The sequence below is a fragment of the Methylomicrobium lacus LW14 genome, assembly GCF_000527095.1.
Taxonomy (GTDB): Bacteria; Pseudomonadota; Gammaproteobacteria; order Methylococcales; family Methylomonadaceae; genus Methylomicrobium; species Methylomicrobium lacus.
Genome location: NZ_AZUN01000001.1, coordinates 1705859 through 1722359, shown reverse-complemented (window position 1 = coordinate 1722359; position 16501 = coordinate 1705859). Strand labels below are relative to the sequence as shown.

At 53.8% G+C, this 16501-nt stretch carries 12 protein-coding genes; 6 read left to right on the top strand and 6 right to left on the bottom strand.

Features of this window, described 5'->3' with window-relative positions:
• Positions 1-69 precede the first annotated feature (69 nt).
• Both METLA_RS0107705 and METLA_RS21910 read left to right on the top strand, forming a co-directional pair.
• On the top strand, positions 70-1197 hold the full coding sequence (locus METLA_RS0107705; protein WP_024297992.1) for a sodium ion-translocating decarboxylase subunit beta: 1128 nt from the start codon (positions 70-72) through the stop codon (positions 1195-1197).
• Positions 1198-1345: 148 nt separating this feature from the next.
• Entirely contained in the window at positions 1346-1579 is a 234-nt protein-coding gene (locus METLA_RS21910) for a hypothetical protein (protein ID WP_198408459.1), read from the top strand.
• Between the two features lie 76 nt (positions 1580-1655).
• Here METLA_RS21910 and METLA_RS0107700 read toward each other — a convergent pair whose 3' ends face one another.
• The 5 genes from METLA_RS0107700 to METLA_RS0107675 all read right to left on the bottom strand — a co-directional run bounded on the left by METLA_RS0107700 (position 1656) and on the right by METLA_RS0107675 (position 11681).
• A complete protein-coding gene (locus METLA_RS0107700; protein ID WP_245598758.1) occupies positions 1656-3101 on the bottom strand; it encodes a TolC family protein in 1446 nt (481 codons plus the stop codon).
• Positions 3088-6264, bottom strand: coding sequence for an efflux RND transporter permease subunit (locus METLA_RS0107695; protein ID WP_024297990.1), 3177 nt, complete (start codon positions 6262-6264; stop codon positions 3088-3090). Before METLA_RS0107695 ends, METLA_RS0107700 begins: the two co-directional genes overlap by 14 nt.
• A gap of 22 nt (positions 6265-6286) precedes the next feature.
• Complete coding sequence (locus METLA_RS0107690; RefSeq protein WP_024297989.1) at positions 6287-7375, bottom strand: efflux RND transporter periplasmic adaptor subunit; 1089 nt, start codon at positions 7373-7375, stop codon at positions 6287-6289.
• A gap of 1189 nt (positions 7376-8564) precedes the next feature.
• A complete protein-coding gene (locus tag METLA_RS0107680; RefSeq protein ID WP_029646507.1) occupies positions 8565-8906 on the bottom strand; it encodes a hypothetical protein in 342 nt (113 codons plus the stop codon).
• Between the two features lie 15 nt (positions 8907-8921).
• Positions 8922-11681, bottom strand: a complete 2760-nt coding sequence (locus METLA_RS0107675) for an Hsp70 family protein (protein WP_024297988.1) — start codon at positions 11679-11681, stop codon at positions 8922-8924.
• 337 nt (positions 11682-12018) lie between these two features.
• On the opposite strand from METLA_RS0107675, the gene miaB reads away from it, so the two are divergent.
• From miaB to METLA_RS0107655, 4 genes are read left to right on the top strand one after another with little or no spacing between them, the layout of a single operon-like run.
• Entirely contained in the window at positions 12019-13374 is a 1356-nt protein-coding gene (gene miaB, locus METLA_RS0107670; RefSeq protein ID WP_024297987.1) for a tRNA (N6-isopentenyl adenosine(37)-C2)-methylthiotransferase MiaB, read from the top strand.
• Between the two features lie 10 nt (positions 13375-13384).
• A complete protein-coding gene (locus METLA_RS0107665) occupies positions 13385-14362 on the top strand; it encodes a PhoH family protein (protein ID WP_024297986.1) in 978 nt (325 codons plus the stop codon).
• Positions 14331-14834, top strand: a complete 504-nt coding sequence (ybeY, locus tag METLA_RS0107660; protein WP_024297985.1) for an rRNA maturation RNase YbeY — start codon at positions 14331-14333, stop codon at positions 14832-14834. Before METLA_RS0107665 ends, ybeY begins: the two co-directional genes overlap by 32 nt.
• Positions 14831-15673, top strand: coding sequence for a CorC family transporter (locus METLA_RS0107655; protein WP_024297984.1), 843 nt, complete (start codon positions 14831-14833; stop codon positions 15671-15673). Before ybeY ends, METLA_RS0107655 begins: the two co-directional genes overlap by 4 nt.
• A gap of 51 nt (positions 15674-15724) precedes the next feature.
• Here the strand turns inward: METLA_RS0107655 and METLA_RS0107650 are convergent, their stop codons facing one another.
• Positions 15725-16429: a urate hydroxylase PuuD gene (locus METLA_RS0107650; protein WP_024297983.1), complete on the bottom strand. Its 705-nt coding sequence runs from the start codon at positions 16427-16429 to the stop codon at positions 15725-15727.
• Positions 16430-16501: the final 72 nt, after the last annotated feature.

Sequence of the window (16501 nt, the reverse complement as noted above, 5' to 3'; positions counted from 1 at the left end):
GGCTCAGGGGAGTTTTTTCCACGGGCAAACGGACACTTGCTTTAACGACAATTCATCAAACGATCATCCATGGAAAATATCATTTCACTTTGGCAGAGCACCGGCCTTTACAACATGAGTGCCGCTCAGGCCTTCATGATCTTGGTCGGCTTCGTGCTGCTGTACCTGGCGATCAAAAAAGGCTTCGAGCCGCTCTTGTTGTTGCCGATCGGCTTTGGCGCGGTGCTCAGCAATATTCCGGTCGCTGGCATCGCTGAAGAAGGCGGGTTGCTGCATTACCTGTATTTCGGCATCAAGGCCGGTATTTTTCCGTTGTTGATCTTCATGGGCGTCGGCGCGATGACCGATTTCGGGCCGATGATCGCGAACCCGAAGACCTTGCTGCTCGGCGCGGCCGCGCAGCTCGGCATCTTTGCTTCCTTGCTCGGCGCGCTGGCGTTGAATATGGTGCCGGGCCTCGAATTTTCGCTGAAGGATGCGGCCGCGATCGGCATCATCGGCGGTGCGGACGGCCCGACTGCGATTTATGTCGCTTCCCGGCTCGCGCCGGATCTGCTCGGCGCGATTGCGGTGGCCGCTTATTCCTATATGGCGCTGGTGCCATTGATTCAGCCGCCGATCATGCGCGCGTTGACCACCGAAGCCGAGCGTAAAATCGAGATGCAGCAATTGCGCGCGGTCAGCAAGACCGAAAAAATCGTGTTTCCCCTGATGCTGCTGTCGCTGTGCATTCTGATGCTGCCGTCCGCGGCGCCGTTGGTCGGCATGTTCGCCCTGGGCAATCTGATGAATGCGTGCGGCGTGGTCGAACGCTTGAGTCAGACCGCGCAAAACGAGCTGATCAACATCGTGACGATCTTTTTGGGTTTGTCGGTCGGCTCGAAACTGAGCGCGGATGCGTTTTTACAATACAAGACGCTCGGCATTCTGGCGCTCGGCGCGGTCGCTTTTGCGATCGGAACGGCCGGCGGCGTGATCATGGCGAAGCTGATGAACCGTTTCAGCACCACCCAGATTAATCCGTTGATCGGTGCGGCCGGCGTTTCGGCGGTGCCGATGGCCGCGCGCGTCGCGAACAAGGTTGGCCTGGAAAGCAACCCGCACAACTTCCTGCTGATGCACGCGATGGGGCCGAATGTGGCCGGCGTGATCGGTTCGGCGGTCGCGGCCGGCGTATTGTTGAGTCTCGTTAAATAGTTAATGTAGATGTAATAAAGCGGCCCGCTGTCATCCTGCACCGAAACGGGTGGACAGTTTGAAGAAAAAGTGTCAGCCTCCGGTTAGTTGAGGCATCCATTCGGGATGACCTCAATCAACTTCAGGAGGTTGACATTTTTTCTCTTCCTTGTCCAACGCAGTCGCTACAGCGCAAGGGCGGGCCGCTTTATTACATCTACTAGCTGCAACAGCACGAAAAATAGCGGTGCTGTTCTACAACACCATGCGCTTTGGTATGAACTATAGCGATCCAGGAGCCGATCAATATGAGCAAAAATACTGCGAGCGCGTCATCAAACAACTGCACTGTCGAGCCGCTGAATTTGGCTTTGAATTGCACGAAGTTGGGAGTGTTTCTTAGGAAAAACCTACGGCAAAAATACTTAGTAGAGATGAATTTCGAATACCACTGGCTGTTCAACTTTCCGGGGCCTCATCTACTGCTGCCAACCTCCGCCGAGCGATTTATAAAGGTCTACCACGGCAACCATTTGCTTCTGTTTCGTTTCGATGAGCTCCTTTTTGGCGTCCAAGGCATCTCGTTGCGTCAATAAAACCTCCAGATAGTCGGCGCGGGCCGATAGGAACAACTGGTTGGCCACGTCGATCGATTGCACGAGCGAGTCCACCTGATCATTCTTGAACCGATAGTTCTTGTCCAGGTTGTCGATGTTTGAAATTTGATTGGCTACTTCCATATAGGCTTTAATAATGCTTTGTTCGTACTCGTACGCTGCCTGAATCTGCTTGGCATTGGCGTTTTTGTATTCGGCGATGATCGCGTTTTTGTTCACCAGCGGAGCGACTATCTCGCCGGCGATGGTCGCCGCCAGCGACTCCGGCGTGTTGATCAGGTATTTGAGTGCGAAAGCCTGAAAGCCGATCCCCGCCTTGATGCCAAAGGTCGGATAGAAATTCGCTCTCGCCACTTTGATGTTCAAATCGGCCGCCGAAAGCTCCAGTTCCGCTTGTCGGATGTCGGGCCTGTTTTGCAGCAGTTGCGAGGGTATCCCCACATGAAGCATTTTCGGCTTGATGCCCATGAAGCCGGCCGAGTTGCGCTTGATCGGCCCGGCCGTTCGGCCCAGCAAAAAGTTGATGCGGTTTTCAATGACGCTGATCTGCTGTTTGATCTCGTATTTTTTGCTCTCGTTTTTGGTCACTTCCGCGGCGTAACGTTTGACCGCGAGGGCATTCGAACGGGCATAAATCTGCAATTGCTTGACCATCTCCAGGCCGTTTTGCAGAATGGCGATGTATTGTTCCAGGTTCTCAAGCTGATTGTCCAACGCAAGCAGCTCGTAATACGAATGCGCGACTTCTGCGACCAGATTGGTCACTAAAAAGTGCCGGCCATCGACCGATGCCATGTATTCGAGCACGGCCACCTGTTTCTCGTTTCTGAGCTTTTTCCAAACGTCGATCTCCCAGGTCGAAAACAGTCCGAATTGATAGTCGCCGAGCAAGGTCGGAAACGACTCGCCCGGCCGTATCTCCAGATTTTCCTCGACCGCGCCGCTGCGCGTAAACTGTCCGACCTTATCCGCGCCGGCGCCCGCGCCGATGCTCACAAAGGGCAGATAAGCGCCTTTACGCCTTTGAATTTCATTTTCCGCAACGCTGATGCGCTGCAGCATGATATTCACTTCCTTGTTGTTGGCGATCGCCGTTTTGATCAACGCGATCAAATGGGGATCTTCGAAAAAATCGCCCCAATTCGCGGTCGCCGTATTTTTTTGTTCTGAAATGCCCTGTTTATGATTAAAGCTGTCCGGCAGAGCGGTGTCGGCCTTTTTGGCGGTCATTGCCGGTATGCCGCAGCCTTGCAGCGTCAGCACCAGCCATCCCAATGCCATAAGATGAAAATGTTTACTCTTTTTCATCATCCGCACCGTAATGATATTTTTCTGTTAAAGGATCAAGGTCTTCGTTACTAATCAAGGATTTTCCTTCGATCATTTTGGCAAAAACATAATAAAGTCCTGGAATCAGGATGACGCCAAACACGGTGCCGAAAATCATCCCGCCAAGGGAAGAGGTGCCAATGGTTCTGTTACCGACTGCTCCCGCCCCCGTCGCTATGGCTAAGGGTATCAACCCGGCTATAAACGCAAAGGAGGTCATCAATATCGGCCGAAAACGCGCTTGTGCTCCCGCAATCGCCGCCTCTTTAACCGTCATGCCTTGGGCTTGCTTCTGAACCGCAAATTCGATGATCAATACCGCGTTTTTGCCGAGTAAACCGATTAACATGACCAGCCCCAGTTGGGAATAGACGTCGTTGGCAAGACCCAATGTTTTCAGCAAAAAGAAAGCACCGAAAATACCGGGGGGCAGCGAAAATAAAACGGCTAACGGCAACATAAAACTTTCGTACTGTGCGGCCAACACCAGGTAGACAAACACGAGCACGACGACGAAGATCACCAGCGCTTCATTGCCCCGGGCGGCTTCATCAAACGACAAACCTTCCCAGGCAATGTCAAAACCTCGTGGCAACGTGGCGGCTGCGACTTCCTGGACTGCCTTGATGGCATCGCCGCTGGTATAGCCGGTGGCTGGCTCGGCACGGATAGCAGCGGAGTTGTAGAGGTTATAACGGGTGATTTCGTTGGGTCCTTGCCGTTTCTTCATGGTCATGAAGGCGGAGTACGGCACCATCTCGCCTGCTTCATTTTTTACGTAGTACTTCAACACATCCGAAGGGAAGCGCCGGAATTCGGGACTGGCTTGCGCGTAGACCTTAAAAAAGTTATTGAAGCGGATGAAGCCCTGCTCGTAGGTGCTGCCGATCATGATGTCCAGATTGTCCATCGCTTTGTTGATCGACACGCCTTTCTGCATCGCGAGCTTATTGTCGATGACCAGTTCGTACTGCGGATAATTGGCCGCATAAAAGGTGAACAGACCGGTCAATTCCTTGCGCTTGCGCAGCGCCGCCATGAACGTCTGGTTAAGTTTGTCAAACTCGTGGTAGTCCGTGCCTAAGGTCTTGTCCAATAAGCGCAATGCCAAGCCGGATGCCGCGCCATAACCGGGGACTGCCGGGGGTTCAAAAAACTCGATCATGGCGCCGAAGTCATGGGTTTTTTCCTCCAGTTCACGGATAACATCCTGGACGGAATGTTTACGCTGCGACCAGTCTTTCAGGTTGATAATAACCGTGCCGGCGTTGGAACCGCGTCCTTCGGTAAGCACTTCATAGCCGGCCAAAGAAGAAATCGATTGCACACCGTCAATTTTACTGGCTATGCCTTCTATTTCCCGTGCCACTTTATTGGTTACTTCCAGCGTTGAGCCGGGCGGTGTTTGGATAATGGCATAAATCATGCCTTGGTCTTCACCGGGAATAAAACCTGAAGGTAAGGTTAGGCTGACCGAATAAATGCCAAAGCAAAACCCACCCAAAACCAAAAATGTTAGAAACCTCCTCATGACGACAGCATTGAGAACTTTGACGTATCGCCCCGTGACTTTTTCGAAAACAGCGTTGAAGGCATCGATGAACAGGCTGATCGGCGTTTTCCGTTTCGGTTGCCCATGGGTGTTTTTCAGGATCATCGCGCACAGAACAGGCGCAAGCGATAAAGCGACGATCGCCGAAATCACGATCGACGAGGCCATGGCTATAGCGAATTGCCGATAGAACACGCCAACCGGCCCGGTCATGAAGGCAAGTGGGACGAACACAGAGGTCATGACCAAGGTGATCGCTACAATGGCGCCGCCGATTTCCCCTAATACTTTTTTCGAAGCGACATAGGGACTTATATTTTCAGCCTCCATTTTCGCATGCACCGCTTCGACCACCACAATGGCGTCATCGACCACGATACCGATGGCCAGCACCAGGGCAAACAGGGTGATGAGATTGATGGAGAGTCCAAACGCCTGCATAACGGCGAATGCCCCGATCAGCGAAACCGGTACGGCGAGGATTGGAATCAAGGTAGAACGCCAGTCCCCCAGGAAAATAAAGACCACCAAGGATACCAGTAGGAATGCTTCCGCCAGGGTGTGCAGGACTTTTTCAATGGACGCATCAACGAATCTGGATACATCGTAGTTGATTTCGTAGTCCATGTCCTCCGGGAAGGACTTTTTCAACTCCTTCAATTTTTCCTTTACGTCCTCGATGACCTTGCTGGCATTGCTGCCGTAGTTTTGCTTAAGCACGATCGAAGCGGAAGGAAAGGAATCCTTATCCGAATAAATATCATAAAATTCGCTGCTTAGATCGACTTTAGCAATGTCTTTAAGGTGTAGTAACTCGCCTTCCGAGTTGGCCCGGATGATAATGTCTTCGTATTGTTCCGGCTTGCTGTACCGCCCTTGATAGACTAGCACATATTCTTTGGACTGGGCGGCAATGCCCGTGCTTTGCCCTATTCGACCTGGCCGGCCGATAATGCTTTGGTTTGCAATCGCATCCATCACTTCTTCTACCGAGACGCTATAGGCCCTCATCCGGTCCGGATTCAGCCAAATCCGCATCGCATATTGGCGACTGCCTAATATTTTTGCTTGGGCGATGCCATAGACCCGCTGGACTTCCGGGATAACATAGGCCAATGCATAGTTGAACAATAACTTTTGATCCGCGTTTTTGTCTTTGCTGTACAGGTTGATGTACATGAGCATGCTGGGCTGCACCCGTTCGACGATTACCCCCTCCAGTTGAACCAGCTTTGGCAACCGGCTCATGACCTGGTCCAGGCGCGTTTTCACGTTGACCATCGCGATGTTAGGATCAACGCTCAAGTCGAACAGCACTTGAATGACGGCTTCACCGGCGCTGGTCGCATCCGAGACGATGTATTTCATGCCGGGAACACCATTAATAGCGCGCTCGATCGTAATCAGGGACGATTGCACCAGGACATCGGCGCTGGCCCCGGGAAACGCCAATGAAATCATGACACGGGGCGGCGCAATATCCGGAAACTGGGAAATGGGCAAGGATCGGATCGCCAGCAAGCCCATAAACAGAAACACGAGCGATAACACGATCGCCATGACAGGTCTTTTGATAAAAATATTAAACATGGTTTAGCCACATCCTTCAAGGTTACTCTGTATATAATTCCAGCTCTGAGCGAACCTTTTCGGGCGGCCTCAAATCGATCCTCACCTCTTCTCCGGAATGTACTTTGCGCAAGCCTTCGAGCAAGATCACGTCACCCTCGCTCAATCCCTCTTTAACGATAAATAAGTGCGGTAAATCGGCTTCGATCTTGATCAGTTTTTGCTCCAATTTATTTTCTTTGTTGATGACGTAGACATAAGTTTTATCCATGATTTCGAATACCGCTTTTTGCGGGATAAGCAAAGCGTTTTTGTACGGCTTTGCCATCAGGATCGTACCCGTCTCACCATGCCTGAGCAGTTTGTCCGGATTAGAGAACGTGGCACGGAATTCGATATTTCCGGATGTATTATCAAAATCGGCCTCAATCGTTTCAATGACGCCGGTTTGGTTGTAGATTTGACCGTTTGCCATCCTTAGTTGTACTTGATTACTGCGGTCATCGTTGTTTTTATGCGTCTTATAATCCAGATATTCGGATTCCGGGACGTTGAAATATACCCACAATTCACTTATGTCAGAAAGCGTCGTCAATAAATCCCCTTCATCGAGAAGGCTGCCCTTTCTGACTTTCAAATGATCCATAATCCCATCGAAAGGCGCATTGATGTCGGTAAAGCCCAAGTGGGTTTCCGACAGCTTCACTTCCGCGTTGGCCTTGTCCAATTTTGCTTTTGCCAGGGCCAGCTCATTGGCTGATACGATATTTTTATCTGCCAAACCTTTAGTGTTGAGGTATTCGATATTCATGGTGTTCGCTTCGGCTTTTGCTTTTAAAAGCTCTGCCTGATAGATGTTGGGCATGATCTTGAACATGGGCTGTCCCTTATGCACCAATTGCCCTTCATCCACAAAGATATTTTGCAAATACCCCCTTTCCAATGCCCTGACTTCGATATGTCTAATAGCATGAATCTGACAAACATATTCTTTCGTGACAGAAGTGTCTTCACGAAATGGTGTGGTTGCCTCCAGTTTAGGGGCCTCTTCCTGCTTTTCGGTTTCCGCTGGATGGCACCCACTTAATAGAGTGGCGACTAAACATAGAAATAGAGATGATTTAGTAATCATTTTTATGGTCCTTAGGCCACAATGAAACAAAAAAATTATTGTGAATCTTTTGATGATAAGAGCTTGGCATGCAATTCGTTGGCAATCGCCCGTCGCTAGATGAGTGGCTTGCGCTATCCCAGTTGTACAAACGAATTATTCGCTGCTGTATTCATAAGTATCTATGCATAAATATCCAGCCAACAAAATTCTATCAAATCATTGTTTTCTATATGAAAAATAATTTTGAAAAATACCAGGTTAATTTTGCATAGGTACTTAACAGGCTGTTGAAATTTAACAATCTTTCCCACTCAGGGCGGTAAAAATCACATTTTTAATAGAACTACGGGCGTAAGTCATTGATTGTTCGTTGTCGTCAAACAGTTTTCATGACCTAAAGCGGCATTTTCGGGAAATTTTTCCCACCGATTTCTATTTTTCAACAGCCTGTTAAGGGGTATCCGCTTAGTTTTACTGGCCACAATTGACTCGGTCTTGATCTTTTGAACTAAAAGGCAAGTTATATGCCACATAAGAACTTTTGCTGTTTGCCAGCAAGAAAAACCAGAGATCGCGGCCGGAAGCTATGTGAAGGTAGAGCAGCAAGGGGAGTTGATTCCCCCTTAGGAGGTTGAAAACAACCATTGAATGAATGACAAGCGGGGCATACGCAACGGTAACCGATGCCGAAGGCATCATTGCCCAGGAATCGCCTCCAAAAATGGGAAGTAACCTTCACCACTATCGGTATCCAATCACTTCGTTGTTGATCGCTGGTGGAGAAAGGTTGACTGCGCTCGCGCCATCAAGGGGTTAGAAGGACCGGTCAAGGTCGAAATTGATTTCTCGAATGTTTGGTCATCACCATTAGCCGAACAATTTATTCCACCGGAGCAGAGCGAAAAGCCGCGCAGGCTTGAACTTAAATGTTGAGCGAACAATTTGTGATCGATAGCTGCCGCTGTGAAATGCGCAAGGACCGGCAGAAAGTGGCCGTTCGCGTTTGTACCAATCAATTTTGCTGAATTATTGCCTGAATTGCTGGTGCTTGCGCCCTTCAAGACCCCAACGCGGTGATTGGATTTTCGCTCGGGCCGACCATTCTTTTTTCCGCCAGCAAGCGCTGCAACTCAACTTTACGTGCGTTCATCTGGGTTTTGCGATATTCGTTGATATCACGGCGCCACCAGTCCTCCTTGAAGTTAACTCATGATTTTCTAATTTGTCTTGCCGTGACATAACCCGTCAACGCGCCCCACAGCAACATGTAAATACCGAGCAGCATCACTTCCGGGGTAAAGCTGTTCACGTGCCGGTAATAATCGAAAATGTCATCGCCCAATACCAACGCCAGGATGATCAATACCGAACTTTTGAAGCGGATCGCGTGTTCGTAGAACACGCTGATGCCGAGGATCAAGAATCCAATCAAAAAACGGAGCCCGATGTGGCCGAGCATTTCCATCGACAGCATTTCTAGGCGAAATGCGGCGTCCAGAAAATAAAGAATGATGAGACCCAGGAATAAAATAAGGCCGGTCAGTTTCATGGTGTGGTGTTTTCCCTAATTTTTGTTGATCAATTTCAGGCCCGGCGGCAGCGCTTCGCCGAATATCTGCTGTTCTTCTTTTTCATCGAGTTCCTTGTAGTTTTCGACCAGGTCGATCCACGCGGCCGGCGCCTTTGTGAGCCTGAGTTTTTCGACGACTTGTTGGCGCGCCTCTTCCTCGGCATCGCGGGCGCGGTCGCCGCTCATCCTTGCGATCAAGGTCGCCGCAAAGCCGGCTTGCGGAATTTTTTTCCAGTCGGCCTCCGCGATTTGCCGCAGCCATAGGGCCGCGGTTTCGGGCGGAATCACATTATGGCTGCTGCCGTGGAAAGGCATCCGGGCACCGATGCGGCCGACCGCCCACCAGGTCTGGTTCGATTCGCCGGGTTTTTGCAGGCGATTCAGCAGCCAGTCGCCGAGCTGGATTTTTTTCGCGACCGGCAGGCGCTCCAGCACGGCCGCGAGGCGCACGATGTCATCGAAGCTGCGCGCCTTCAGTTGCTTCGCGACGCCGGCCTGCCGCGCGGCGGCCGGATTGATATACTTGGCGATGTCCTCAAAAATCTGTTCCTGCGCGGCTTCGTTCAGGCCGCCGGCGATGCGCCGCCACAAGGTCCACCATTCGGCCCAGTTCTGGATTTCGTTGACGAACTGGATGCCTTGCGGATACAGCTTCCAGAGTTGTTCGACGCGCCAGTCGTCGAGCGCGAAGCCGAAGCCGGGGCGCAGGCAGAAGCCGGTCAGGCTGAGCCAGACCCGTTCATGATGCTCCGAACGCCGGCGAAACTTGGCGCCTTCAAGCAGTTCGGCAAACAGCGCGCGCAGCAGCGGCGTCCGCCATTCATCGCGGGCTTCGCCGAGGATTTTTTCCAGATCGTTGCGCAGGCTTTTGACCGCCTTCGGATCGACCGTTTTCGATTTCGAGCCGAATACGGCCTGGATCTGTTCGATCGCCTTGCCGAACTGCGGCGGCAGCGATACGTCTGCGGGCAAGGCCGATGGCCCTTTCGCGCGAATCTGAAATTCGACATTCCAGCGCTGGTTGCTGTCATCCACCGAGACGCATTCGATTTTTAAGGTGCCGATTTCGGTCTGGGTGACCGACAACTCTACGACCGCCTCGCCGCCGTGCCGGCTGTCTTCGTTCTCGAAGGCGGCCGCGAGCGGTGGCAGAGAGTGAAAGTGTTCGGTGATGTCGGCAATGTCGCCGGGCTTGTACGGCGTATCGCCGGACATCGAGCACAGATGGAAGCGCACCGGCATGCCGAGACGCAATGCGAAACGGCGGTCTTTCAGGATCACTTCCTCGCCTTCCTCGCTGCCTTTCGGCAGGATGCAGACGCCCTGCTGCTCCGCCTTCGATCCGGTATCGATCAACAGGAAATAGCTGCGCGCGGCGCCGCCGCCGATTTTGAGTTTTTTCTCGCGCCGGGCCAGCGCATAACTGACTGCGCCGAAGGCGACCGCGAGTTCGGGGTGGCGGTTTTCGAGCACGGTCAGCTTGCCGTCATTCCAGGATTTACATAAATCCTCGATGCGCCGGTTCAGGGTCTGGCTGCGGAACACGCCGCCGTTGACCAAGAGCGCGTCGGGCGCGCTGCCCTGGCCGCGCGTGGCTTCGCGCGCGGCACCTTCATGCAGTTTCAAGAAGGCGGCGATATGTTTGCTGACCGCGGGTTCCGCCGCGTAGGGCAGGCCGAATTCGACGACGCCGCTGCGTTTCCGGTCGGGCAGGTCGCCGCGTCCGGATAACGGGAAGAAGCCGTCCAGCGCGATAACCCGGACTTCCTCGCGGCCGAGGGTCGCGGCCCGTGTTCCGCCGATCAGTTTCGAGCCGCCGCCGAGCAGCGTCACATTGATCTGCTCGGGCGCGTCGTCGGCCAGCAGGCGTTCCTTCGCGGTCCGGCATTGTTCGAGCAAGTGCGACAATTCGGCAGCGGACAGGCGCTGCCCGCTGCCGATCAGGCGGCTTTCGGCCAGGTGCGCGAGCGCCAGGTCGATATTGTCGCCGCCGAGCATCAGATGGTCGCCGACTCCGATCCGGGTCAGTTTCGGCTCGGCGCCGCCGTGCTCGACCTTGATCAGCGTCAGGTCGGTGGTGCCGCCGCCGACATCGCAGACCAGCAGCAAATGCACGTCGGCAAGCAGTTCGCCGATATTGCCGGCATTGCGCCTGAGCCAGTCGTAGCAGACCGCTTGCGGTTCCTCGAGCAGGCGGACCTGCGGCAGGCCGGCGCGGCGCGCGGCTTCCAGCGTCAGCGAGCGCGCCGCTTCGTCGAACGAGGCCGGCACCGTGATCACGATGTCCTGCTCGGCGAGCGGCGCGTCCTTGAAGCGATGCCCCCAGACCTTGCGCACATGCGCGAGGTAGCTCGCGCTCGCATCGATCGGCGACACCTTGTTGACGTCTTCGTCGCCGCCCCAGGGCAGGATCTCGGCGCCGTGATCGACCGAAGGATGCGACAGCCAGCTTTTCGCGCTCGCGACCAGGCGGCCTTTGGTCTTGGCGCCGAGTACGCGCGCGGCTTCGCCGATCACCGCGCTGTCCGCTTCCGCACCAAACACGATATCCGCCAGGGCCAGTTCGCCTTTGGCCGGATGATAACGCACCGAGGGCAGCAAGGTTCTGGCCGCGACCTGGCCCGGTGCGGTCAATTGTTCGATCTCGAAAATCTGAATGTTGACCGGCGTTTCGCCGATTTTCGCGTAAGCGACCACGGTGTGAGTCGTGCCGAGATCGATGCCGACGAGGTATTGGGGAGAAGACTTTTGCACGTTGCTTTTGTTATTGTAATGGTATGCCAAAGTGGGGCAGGGCGCGCATCGCGTACCCTGCCGAAAACCGGTTATTTTAACCGATTATTTCGGCTCCGAGCAGGCAATATCCCGATCCCAACAATTGAAACTTTCAAAATCCCTTGAAAATATTAATCAAATTTGCCGCTCGATTCTTTGTTTAGCCGGGATTCAGGTTATAATATGCGCCCCATGGGGTTCTCGATAATCACCCTGAGCGTAGTCATTGATACATTGGAGGCTTTGAGCATCATTTCATCTCGCGGGTTTTTTCTTTGAGAACATAGTCTTAGCGATGTTAAATGATTTCAACAATATGACGCAAAAGCTTTATATTCAAACCAACGGTTGCCAGATGAACGAGTACGATTCCGACAAAATGCGGGACGTGCTGCATGCTTCACATGGTTTTGAATTGACCGACGATCCGAAACAGGCGGACGTCTTGTTGTTGAATACCTGCTCGATCCGCGAAAAGGCCCAGGAAAAAGTATTTTCCGCGCTGGGCCGTTGGCGCATCCTGAAAGAAAAGCGCCCCGATGTCGTGATCGGCGTCGGCGGCTGCGTGGCCAGCCAGGAAGGCGACGCGATCCAAAAGCGCGCGCCGTTCGTCGATATCGTGTTCGGCCCGCAAACCCTGCATCGCCTGCCGCAATTACTCGACCAGGTTCGCAATAAACACAAACCGGTCGTCGACATCTCCTTCCCCGAAATCGAAAAATTCGATGCGCTGCCCGAGCCGCGCGCCGAAGGCCCGACGGCGTTCGTCTCGGTGATGGAAGGCTGTAGCAAATATTGCTCGTTCTGCGTGGTGCCTTATACCCGCGGAGAGGAGATCAGTCGTCCGCTCGACGACGTGATCGCCGAAATCACGGCCCTGGCCAAACAGGGCGTGCGCGAGGTCAATCTGCTCGGCCAAAACGCGAATGCCTATCGCGGCGAGATGGAAGACGGCGATATCGCCGATTTCGCCTTGCTGTTGCATCACGTGGCCGCGATCGACGGCATCGACCGGATTCGTTTTACGACCTCGCATCCGGTCGAATTTACCGACAGCCTGATCGAAGCGTTTGCCGAGATTCCGGCTCTGGTCGATCATCTGCATTTGCCGGTGCAATCAGGCAGCGATCACATCCTGAAAATGATGAAACGCGGCCACACCCGCGCCGACTATATCGAAAAGATTCGCAAGCTCAAGGAAGTGCGGCCGAACATTTATCTGTCTTCCGATTTCATCATCGGTTTTCCGGGCGAGACCGAGCAGGATTTCGAAGATACGCTGGCCTTGGTCGATGAGATCGGCTACGATCTGTCGTTCAGCTTCATCTACAGCGCGCGCCCCGGTACGCCGGCGGCCGATCTGCCCGACGATGTGCCAATGGAAGTCAAAAAGCAGCGCCTGGAGCGCTTCCAGAAACGCATCAACGAAAATGCGGCCGCGATTTCGCTGAGCATGATCAATACCGTGCAGACCGTGCTGGTCGAAGGCAAGTCGAAAAAAAATCCCTTGCAGATGCAAGGCCGCACCGAAAACAACCGGGTCGTCAATTTCATCGGGCATCCGCGCCTGGCAGGGCAGTTTGTCGATGTGCTGATTACCGAGGCGCAGCCGAATTCGCTCAGAGGCCGGGTCGTTGACTCCCGTATCGATAAAATCGCCGCCAACAGCTGATCTACCATCCATGACATCCCAGGAACTGCTCCTGATGCCGGCCGACAATGACCGGCTCTCCAATTTATGCGGCCAGCTCGACGAGCATTTGCGTCAGATCGAGGCGCGCCTGCAAGTCGAAATTTCGAATCGCGGCAATCAATTCCAGGTGACCGGCGTCGATTCTTCGGTCAAGGCCGCCTGTGCGCTGGTGCAAAAACTGTTTGAAACCACCGCAAGTGAAGTGCTGACCTCCGAGGCGATCCATCTGGCGATGCAGGATGCCTCGATCGATGCGATCCTGGCGGCGCCTGAGGAGCCGAGTCAGCCGGTCGTCGCGATCAAGACCAAGCGCGGCCTGATCCGGGGACGGGGCGCGAATCAGCAGGATTACCTCAGAAAGATCGTCAGCCACGACATCAACTTCGGCGTCGGCCCTGCCGGCACCGGCAAGACTTATCTGGCGGTCGCCTGCGCGATCGATGCCTTGCTGAACGAAAAGGTCAGCAAGATCATCCTGGTGCGGCCGGCGGTCGAGGCGGGCGAAAAGCTCGGCTTTTTGCCGGGTGACATGGCGCAAAAGGTCGACCCTTATCTGCGTCCGTTGTATGATGCGTTGTACGAGATGCTCGGCTTCGAGCGCGTCGAGAAAATGCTGGAGCGCGGCATTATCGAGGTGGCGCCGCTCGCGTTCATGCGCGGACGCACCCTGAACGATGCGTTCATCATCCTGGACGAAGCGCAAAACACCACCACCGAGCAGATCAAGATGTTTTTGACCCGGGTCGGCTTCGGTTCGACCGCGGTGGTGACCGGCGATTTGACCCAGGTCGATTTGCCTTCCGAAAAAATGTCCGGACTCAGACAGGTCTTGGACGTGTTGAAGGATGTCGAAGGCATCAGTTTTACTTATTTCGGCGTTCGCGATGTGGTTCGGCATCCTTTGGTGCAGCGCATCGTTTCCGCCTATGAAGCCTATGATAAAATCGCCAAAGCGCCCAAGTCATAAAGTCGACATTCAGCGCGTCTTCAAATCGCCGGGACAGCCGGACCGCCGGCAGATCGTCAAATGGATCACTACGGCCCTGGAGGAAAGCGGGCAGCCCTATGCCTGCGTGATTCGTATCGTCGACGAAGCCGAAAGCGCCGAGCTAAACCTGCAATACCGGCACAAGCCGGGCCCGACCAATGTGCTGAGCTTTCCGTTCGAATGGCCGGAAGGCCTGGACGAGGACGAAAGCGGGGAAGCCACTCTGCTCGGTGATCTGGTGATTTGCGCGCCGGTGGTCGAGCGGGAAGCAACAGAACAGCGCAAACAGCTTTCGAATCATTGGGCGCACATGATCATTCACGGCCTTTTGCATTTATTGGGCTATGATCATATTGAAGAGAGCGACGCCGAAGAAATGGAAACCAAAGAAATCGCGATTCTAAAAAAATTGCACATCGAAAACCCTTATATAGAGGTCATACACGAATGAGTGAAGGGCAACCCCCGAGTAGGCACTCCTCGCAGAAAAGCTGGATCGAAAAAATCGGTCAGCTGCTGACCGGGGAGCCTCAGGACCTGGACGATCTGTTGGAGATTCTCCGCGACGCCAGGGAAAATCACTTACTCGATACCGACGCCTTGAGCATGATCGAAGGCGCCTTGCAGGTATCGCAAATGCGGGTCAGGGATATCATGATTCCGCGCGTACAGATGGTCGTGGTGCCGAAGGATGCGGAACTCGACACCTTGTTTCCGCTGGTCACCCAATTCGGCCATTCGCGTTACCCTGTCATCGAAGAAGACCGCAGCAAGGTGGTCGGCATCTTGCTGGTCAAGGACCTGTTCGCGCATTCGCTCGCCAACAAGCAGCTGAAAGTCGAGCAAATCATGCGTCCGGTCATTCTGGTGCCGGAAAGCAAGCGTTTGAATGTGCTGTTGAAAGAACTGCGCACCAAGGGCAATCACATGGCTATCGTGGTCGATGAATACGGCCAGGCGGCCGGCCTGGTCACGATCGAGGATGTGCTGGAGCAGATCGTCGGCGAGATCGAGGACGAACACGACGAGCAGGATGACGAAAGCTACATCCTGCAGCGTAATGAAAAAGAATACATGGTCAAGGCGCTGACGCCGATCGAGGAATTCGACGACTATTTCAATACGCATCTGGCGACAGACGAATACGACACCGTCGGCGGCTTCATCGTGAATGAACTCGAACACATGCCGAAGAAAGGCGAGAGCCTGACCGTCGATAATCTGCGCTTTGAAGTGATCAGGGCCGATACCCGGCGCGTACATTTGCTTAAGCTGAAGATTCTGGATTGAGTCGGGGCGACTCAGTCGCCCCTGCAACAACATTATTCCTGCTGTTCTCGCTTATAACAACTCCAATAGCAGGAACAGCACGACAGCCAATCCCAAACCGCAATGGATCACGCCAACGATGCTGGTGTAAGGCCCCATCTTGCCCGCTGCGGGCAATTTTTTGACGATGTCGAAGCGTTTCAGCGCCAGATAGGCGCCGTTATATTCGAGCAGCAGAATGATCGCGACCGCGATGATGAGCGGCAGAAACTTGAAAGTCAGGTGCGGATAATGCGAAGAGGCGGCCATGAAGTACAGCATCGGAATCGAGAACAGCGTATTGGTTCTTGATGCCAAGCCTGCCGCCGCCAGCGCTTCCCCCGCGTTCGGCAAGGCCGCGCCGCCTTGCGCGACCTGTTTGGCCGAGGCGATCACGATTTTTTGATTCGGCCAGATGATCAGCCAGACATTCGTGAACATCAGGATGCCGAGCAGGGCGCCGATAGAAATGTCCATCGACGAGATTCGGCCGGCGCTGACCGCGAACATGCCCAGACCGGTCAGCAGGGTCAAAACCGCGCCCCAGCGAAACCACCAGAGCGCGCGCGGCGCCAGTTTTTGCAAGGCGTCCGCTTTGGCGGAGGCGTCGGCTTCCTTGAAATATTCGGTCTGTACGAAGTTGAAATAATACAGCAATCCGATCCAGGTGATGCCGCCCAATAAATGCCCCCACCGCAAAAGCATTTCGATCCCGGCGCTTGTCGTAACGATGCCCATAGTCACTCCTCTTTTGATAATTATTCGTTATTGTTTATTCGTTGTATGTACGTTCTCATGATGCCGTACGGG

Excerpts from the sequence above, each read along its gene's own strand:
- METLA_RS0107690 (WP_024297989.1), bottom strand. The coding sequence starts at position 7,375 with ATGATTACTAAATCATCTCTATTTCTATGTTTAGTCGCCACTCTATTA.
- METLA_RS0107680 (WP_029646507.1), bottom strand. The coding sequence starts at position 8,906 with ATGAAACTGACCGGCCTTATTTTATTCCTGGGTCTCATCATTCTTTAT.
- METLA_RS0107655 (WP_024297984.1), top strand. The coding sequence starts at position 14,831 with ATGAGTGAAGGGCAACCCCCGAGTAGGCACTCCTCGCAGAAAAGCTGG.
- METLA_RS0107665 (WP_024297986.1), top strand. The coding sequence starts at position 13,385 with ATGACATCCCAGGAACTGCTCCTGATGCCGGCCGACAATGACCGGCTC.
- METLA_RS0107700 (WP_245598758.1), bottom strand. The coding sequence starts at position 3,101 with ATGAAAAAGAGTAAACATTTTCATCTTATGGCATTGGGATGGCTGGTG.
- METLA_RS0107650 (WP_024297983.1), bottom strand. The coding sequence starts at position 16,429 with ATGGGCATCGTTACGACAAGCGCCGGGATCGAAATGCTTTTGCGGTGG.
- ybeY (WP_024297985.1), top strand. The coding sequence starts at position 14,331 with ATGATAAAATCGCCAAAGCGCCCAAGTCATAAAGTCGACATTCAGCGC.
- METLA_RS0107705 (WP_024297992.1), top strand. The coding sequence starts at position 70 with ATGGAAAATATCATTTCACTTTGGCAGAGCACCGGCCTTTACAACATG.
- METLA_RS0107695 (WP_024297990.1), bottom strand. The coding sequence starts at position 6,264 with ATGTTTAATATTTTTATCAAAAGACCTGTCATGGCGATCGTGTTATCG.
- miaB (WP_024297987.1), top strand. The coding sequence starts at position 12,019 with ATGACGCAAAAGCTTTATATTCAAACCAACGGTTGCCAGATGAACGAG.